3 protein-coding genes are annotated in these 1,829 nt (G+C 63.7%); all 3 read left to right on the top strand.

Features of this window, described 5'->3' with window-relative positions:
• Positions 1 to 280, top strand: a 280-nt coding sequence (locus tag A1351_RS09240; protein ID WP_157096226.1) for a P27 family phage terminase small subunit, incomplete at its 5' end; no start/stop codon positions are given.
• Positions 244 to 456: a hypothetical protein gene (locus A1351_RS25290; RefSeq protein ID WP_064032838.1), complete on the top strand. Its 213-nt coding sequence runs from the start codon at positions 244 to 246 to the stop codon at positions 454 to 456. The genes A1351_RS09240 and A1351_RS25290, both read left to right, overlap by 37 nt.
• On the top strand, positions 453 to 1,829 hold a 1,377-nt coding region (locus A1351_RS09230), incomplete at its 3' end, for a terminase large subunit domain-containing protein (RefSeq protein WP_064032837.1). The genes A1351_RS25290 and A1351_RS09230, both read left to right, overlap by 4 nt.

The following is a 1,829-nucleotide window of genomic DNA, read 5'->3' as shown; positions in this document are numbered from 1 at the left end:
GTCTCGCGCATCGGCGCCGAAGTGGCTCGCCGGTCGGAGTCCGCGTGAAATTTGGGCGCTGCTCGAGAAAGAGCTCATCGAGATTCGGTTTTTCCAGGCCACGGATTCGAACGTCCTCGGCCGCTACTGCAAATACATGTCCGAATGGATCACCTTGACCGAGGTCCTCGAAAAGAACGGCGCGACCTATACGACGTCCTCTCCGCATGTGGAGGATATGGTGCGCGTCCGCCCCGATTCCGCATGCGGAAGGCGCTCGAGACCGATCTTCGCGATCTAGAGAAAGAACTCGGACTCACGCCCTCGGCGCGCTTCTCCATCACGGCGCGTCTGCTCGCGCAGAAAGCGCCTACAGCGCCGCAGGCCAATCTGCCGCTCGACGACGAGTCGCGTTCCTCCGCGATTGCGGCAAAGGAGGAATGGGAGTCTCTCCTCGGCGGAGGTCGGGCGCATTGAGCTGGTCTTTCGCAGTCCCCGATTGGCGCGAGCGCCTGTCCGAGCGCCGCTCGCTCGTCCCCGAGCTCCCGCTCTGGCGCGACCAGGCGGACAAAGCCGTCGCCGCGTTCAACCGGCTGCGCCTCGCTGATGTCCCCAAGAACCCGGCCATGGAAACGGCCTGCGGGGATTGGTTCCGCGATATCGTCGCCGCGGTTCTCGGCTCTGTAGACCCGCAGACTGGCGCGCGAATGGTTCCCGAGCTTTTCGCGCTCATCGGCAAGAAGAACTCCAAGACGACCAATGGCGCAGTGCTCATGCTCACCGCGCTCATTCTAAACGAGCGCCCCCAGGCGGAACTACTGCTCATCGCGCCGACGAAGCTCATCGCCGAGCTTGCCTTTAATCAGGCGACGGGCGCGATCGCGCTCGATTCCTATCTGATGAGCCGCTGTCACGTCCAAGACCACATCAAGAAAATCACTGACGGCAAGACAGGCGCGGCGTTGCAGATCAAAGCCTTCGATCCGAACGTCCTCACCGGCTGCAAGCCGGTCGCGGCGCTCTTCGACGAGTTGCACCTCATCGGCTCGGCGCCGGAGGCCGATCGCGTTATCCGCCAAGTCCGCAGTGGCATGATCTCGCAGCCTGAGGCATTCCTCGCCTTCGTCACCACGCAGAGCGAGCGCGAGCCTTCCGGCGTCTTTCTGCGCGAGCTCAAACGCGCCCGCGACGTTCGCGACGGCAAGCGCGCCGACGCTTTGCTAGCGGTCCTCTACGAGTTCCCGGAGGAGATCGCCAAGGCGAAGAAGGACGCGGATGGCCGTTACGCTTGGGAAAACCCCGTCCTCTGGCCCATGGTGACGCCAAATCTCAACCGCAGCATCGCGCTGCCGCGCATGGTCTCGCTCTATGAGACCGCCAAGCTCGACGGCGATTCGGAGCTTCTCGGCTGGGCCTCGCAGCATCTCAATATCGAGATCGGCCTGCAGAACCGCGTCGGCGCATGGAACGGCGCCCAATATTGGGCGCAGAACGTCGAGCCGGGGCTTACGCTCGAAACGCTGCTCGAGCGCTGCGAGGTCGTCACCATCGGCATAGACGCCGGCGGCTCGGACGATCTTTTCGGCCTCTATGTCGTCGGGCGCTTGCCGACCGAGGAATCGGACGGTGAGGAGATGGCGGACCGCCGCTGGCTCGGATGGGGTCACAGCTGGTGCAATCAAAAGGCGCTCGATGAGCGCAAGAAGGAATCGCCCCGCTATCTCGACTTCGAGAAAGCCGGCGATCTCACCATTGTTCCGCCCGGCGGCGATCTCCTGCGCAGCGTCGCCGATATGGTTCGCCGCATAGATCGAACCGGCAAGCTCGCCGCCATCGGCCTCGATCGCCTC

The sequence above is a fragment of the Methylosinus sp. R-45379 genome, assembly GCF_001644125.1.
GTDB lineage: Bacteria > Pseudomonadota > Alphaproteobacteria > Rhizobiales > Beijerinckiaceae > Methylosinus.
Note: the sequence above shows the minus strand (reverse complement) of the source record. Positions and strands in the feature narration are given on the sequence as shown.

Coding starts and splice junctions, on each gene's coding strand:
- A1351_RS25290 (WP_064032838.1), top strand. CDS start 244: ATGCGGAAGGCGCTCGAGACCGATCTTCGCGATCTAGAGAAAGAACTC.